Here is a 1,156-nt window from a genome sequence, read left to right as displayed (position 1 = left end):
GGCGACTTCCACGCCCGGCCCGGTCCGGAGGAGGGCGCGGAGGCCGTCCGCGACGCGCGGGCCGAGTTCGCGCAGGGCAACGTCGGCGCGGGCACGGGAGCGCTCAACGCCACTGTGAAGGGCGGTCTGGGCACGGCGAGCGTCGGGCTCCCCGGCGGGGTGGTGGTGGGCGCGGTGGCCGCGCTCAACGCGGTCGGCCCGTCGGTCGACCCGGACACCGGCCTGCCGTTCGCCGCGCACCTCGGCCTGCCCGGCGAGTTCCCCACCGAGCAGCGCGACGACGTCGCCGCCGCCCGTGCCGTCGAGACCGGTCACGTGCCGCCGTTCAACACGGTGATCGGCGTGATCGCCACGAACGCCCGCCTGCCGCGGCTGCTCGCGCTGGCCGACGCCGCGCAGGACGGCCTGGCCGCCGCCGTCCGCCCGGCGCACGGCCTCACCGACGGCGACACGGTGTTCGCCACCTCGACCGGCACCCACGACGCCGACGCCGGGCAGGTGCTCGCCGCGGCACGGCACGTGTTCGCGCGGGCACTGGTCCACGGCCTGCTGCGGGCCGAGTCCGTCACGACGCCCTGGGGCCACCTCGCGGCCTACCGCGAGCTCTACCCGCGCACCGCCGCCGCCTACCGCGAGTCCACCGAGCGCCCCTGACGCCCGCCGGTCGGGCCGTCGATCAGCTCAGGCGCTCCAGGACGCCGGGCGGTCTCAGCGCGGGCCGCCGGCCGCCGGTCGCGGTCGGGCCGCACCGGGGTGGCGGGCGCGTTCGGCGTAGGGCACGGACACGTACCCGGCCAGGTCGAGCACGTCGCCGCTGGTGCGGTCCAGCTCGCGGGCGAACCCGCGGATGCCCGCGTCGACGCGGTCCATCAGCCACGCCAGCAGCACGACCACCACGTCGGCGAGCAGACCCACCTGGAACGGCATGTCCTCGCGCCTGCCCGCGGTGACCGCGCTGGCGAAGTCGGTCATGCCGCGTTCCGTCAGCGGCAGCGGCCCGGTCTCGATCGCCCGCTTCATCGAGTCCACCACCAGCGGCAGCACCGACGCCCACACCTCGCGCGGCGCGACCTCGCAGATCAGGCCGCCGCTGAGGGCCGCGGTCCACAGCGCCTCCGGGTCGCCCGCCCGGACCGCGCCGACGGCGAGGTGGGGC

General features: G+C 77.5%; 2 protein-coding genes. One reads left to right on the top strand and one right to left on the bottom strand.

The genetic code is table 11. The features are described 5' to 3' along the window. On the top strand, positions 1-654 hold a 654-nt coding region (locus AB0G02_RS41470; RefSeq protein WP_360806434.1), incomplete at its 5' end, for a P1 family peptidase. A gap of 54 nt (positions 655-708) precedes the next feature. Here AB0G02_RS41470 and AB0G02_RS41465 read toward each other — a convergent pair. After that, a partial coding sequence (locus tag AB0G02_RS41465; protein WP_360806431.1) for a hypothetical protein occupies positions 709-1,156 on the bottom strand: 448 nt, incomplete at its 5' end.

The organism is Actinosynnema sp. NPDC023658 (genome assembly GCF_040639995.1).
Lineage (GTDB): Bacteria > Actinomycetota > Actinomycetes > Mycobacteriales > Pseudonocardiaceae > Actinosynnema.
Note: the sequence above shows the minus strand (reverse complement) of the source record. Positions and strands in the feature narration are given on the sequence as shown.